General features: G+C 50.9%; 2 protein-coding genes. Both read left to right on the top strand.

Annotated elements, in window-relative coordinates; translation table 11 throughout:
- The coding region (locus RMO84_RS09830) for a ribulose bisphosphate carboxylase small subunit (protein ID WP_310488286.1) at positions 1–1,345 on the top strand (1,345 nt) is incomplete at its 5' end.
- A 410-nt stretch (positions 1,346–1,755) separates the two neighbouring features.
- A partial coding sequence (locus RMO84_RS09835; RefSeq protein WP_310488287.1) for a BMC domain-containing protein occupies positions 1,756–1,836 on the top strand: 81 nt, incomplete at its 3' end.

The following is a 1,836-nucleotide window of genomic DNA, read 5'->3' on the forward strand; positions in this document are numbered from 1 at the left end:
CTGCTTTATCGGCTTTCGATCGACAGTCTTTAATGCCAAAGTCGGTCACGGCTGTGTCGTGATGATGCACGCGCTGGTTCAGGATGTCACAATTCCACCTGGTAAATACGTCCCGTCGGGGGCGATTATTACCAACCAACAGCAAGCCGATCGATTATCGGATGTCCAGCCAGACGACCGCAAGTTTGCCGCGCACATTATCAGCATCAATGATTCGTTGCGATCGGGCTATCGCTGTGCGGATGATATCGAATGTATTACGCCGCTGCAAGAAGCGATCGATTTCTCTAGTTCGGGACTTTACGGGATTGCCAGATCGGAGAGTTTGAAGGCTGTGAGTGCGGCAATTTCCTCCCATATCTCACCAGAGACGATTTCCAGCGTACGGCAACTCCTGGCGCAAGGTTACAACGTCGGTACGGAACATGCGGACAAACGTCGCTTCCAGACTAGTTCTTGGACGAGTTGCGCCGCTTTTAATTCCACTCGCGAAGCAGATATCTTCAGTGGTTTATCAGCTTGCCTCCAAGAGCATAGCGGCGAATACGTGCGACTGATCGGGATCGATCCTAAAGCCAAACGTCGGGTACTCGAAACCATCATTCAGCGTCCTGGAGATCGTCCAGTTGCCGCTACTACAAATGGCTCTGGTCATGCCGCAGTTAGTCACAGCACGCCAACGGCAAGCCAGTCTAGTGCTACTCCTGCGGCGACTGGTGCCGATCCAGAGCTGACAACACTCGTCCGTCAACTCCTCAACCAAGGTTGCCAAGTCGCGATCGAACGTGCCGACAAACGTCACTTTCAAACTAGCTCCTGGGCTACCTGCGGTCGGATCGAGTCTCAAAGCGAGGGGGCGATTGTCGGTGCGATCGCTGACTGTATCGCCAACCATCCCAATGATTACGTAAGGGTTATCGGCATCGATACCCATGCCAAACGGCGGGTGGTGGAGAAAATCGTCCATCGTCCAGGATCGATCGTCCGCGCAACTACTGCGACTAATGGCGGTAGCAGTCCGATGCCTACTAGCTCTAGCCAGACGGCTTATAAAGCTAGTACTCCCGCCACTAGTAATGTCTTGGGCTTAGATGTTGTCGAAACCATCTCGCGCCTCGTCGCGCAAGGTAGTGGGATCTTCACTGAGTATGCCGACGAGCGTCGCTATAAGAGCAATGCTTGGGAAACTGGCGGTCGAGTTGCGGGGAGTAATGCGGCAGACATTGCCCGCGCGCTCGAAGCGATCGTGCGCGATCGACCGAAGTCATACGTCCGACTCATCGGTGTAGACGAGCAAGCCCGCAAACGGACGATCGAAAAGGTGATTCATCGCCCTACTAAGTAACAATGCGCCGCAATCGCGATCTGCCGCTACTCTCAAGCGATCGACTCAGCCAATCGATCGCTTGACGGATATCTCCCGATGACTGTTAATTCTGTCGTCGATCGGCCAAAATCGCTGTCGATGCTTGACTATGCACAAGCAACTTTTTTTGTCAACTATCCTTGGGAAGAGCGTACGCAAATTTCTGGCGTCACATAAAACTTTCTGATACCATAATTAACAAAATAAAATTGTTGCTTATATTGCCAAAGCGTGACGTCTCAGTCTATGCTTGACTTTAGCAGATGCATAGTATTGAGTTTTTCATAGACAAAAGTCTATGAAGATGATTGGCATGTACTGCTAAATATGACTCGCACCTAATAGCGCGGAGTCGTTCATTACTAATTTAATCTAAGGACGAAAAATATATGTCTATTGCCGTGGGAATGATTGAAACCAAAGGTTTTCCTGCTGTTGTGGAAGCTGCTGATGCCATGGTCAAAGCCGCA

Origin of the sequence: Chamaesiphon sp. VAR_69_metabat_338, assembly GCF_031423935.1 — a bacterium.
GTDB lineage: Bacteria > Cyanobacteriota > Cyanobacteriia > Cyanobacteriales > Chamaesiphonaceae > Chamaesiphon.